This window comes from Psychrobacter sp. 1U2, assembly GCF_051847575.1.
The window spans coordinates 1-960 of the sequence record NZ_JBPYDC010000577.1 but is presented as its reverse complement, the minus strand read 5'-3'; the positions used below and the strand labels follow the sequence as shown (position 1 = coordinate 960).

Below are 960 nucleotides of genomic sequence, written 5' to 3'. Positions count from 1 at the left end.
CCAGTACACGACTACCAGCAGGTAAGTTTAAATGGTTAAAGTATTTTATGAGTAATGGATTAACTTCAGACTGATGAAAGCCAATACGACCTTCTTGCCAACGCGATTGCCAGAATTCTGAGTTCATATAACTACCCCAAAAAGATTAATGTCCTAAAAATATCAATGTGCTAAATATTTATCGTTACCAACTATCATACCGCTAAATGCAATAAAAAAGCCAAGCGTATTAACCCTTGGCTTTTAAAGCTTACAAGATGGCTGCCAGTATTTAGCTCACCATGTATTTACTGAATTCTTTACGTAGTTTTGCAAGCTTTGGTGGTATTGCAAAGTTGCAATAGGCCTGTCCTGGGTTTCTATTAAAGAAGTCTTGATGTGCCTCTTCCGCTTGATAGAATTCAACAGCAGGATGTACTTCTGTGACGACATTGACGCCCATATCGCGCAGTTTATTAATGGTACGGTCGACGGTTGGTTTTTGATCCTCGTCAGTATAGAACACCACGCTGCGGTACTGGCTACCGACGTCATTGCCTTGACGATCCATTGTAGTGGGATCATGGGTGGCAAAAAACACATCGAGTATTACTTCTAACGGTACGATAGATTCATCAAACTCAACTTTGATAACTTCAACGTGTCCTGTATCGCCACCGCAGACCGCTTCATAGTTGGCAGATACCGCATCGCCGCCCATGTAGCCTGACACGACAGATTGTACGCCTTTTACGGATAAAAATACTGATTCGGTGCACCAAAAGCAGCCACCGCCTAATATAATGGTTTGCATAATTTTTCCTATTATTATATCTGTTGTTATAAAGGTGAGCTAAGGTGTTTATTTGGTTGTAATACTTTCATTTTTCAATGATAGATTACCTTTGATAACTTATTGCTTACAATAATTTTTTAGCCTCAGCGCTTGCTAATCAGCTTAGCAGGCGAGCCAAACGCGAT

Annotated in this window: 1 protein-coding gene and 1 pseudogene; both read right to left on the bottom strand. The window is 40.4% G+C overall.

Annotation, left to right across the window (positions count from 1 at the left end; all coding sequences use genetic code 11):
- Nucleotides 1-127: pseudogene (locus ACS8FD_RS17375) on the bottom strand (thiopurine S-methyltransferase); the annotation flags it as partial.
- Between the two features lie 144 nt (nucleotides 128-271).
- A complete protein-coding gene (gene msrA / locus ACS8FD_RS17370; protein ID WP_439263589.1) occupies nucleotides 272-793 on the bottom strand; it encodes a peptide-methionine (S)-S-oxide reductase MsrA in 522 nt (173 codons plus the stop codon).
- Between the last annotated feature and the right edge of the window lie 167 nt (nucleotides 794-960).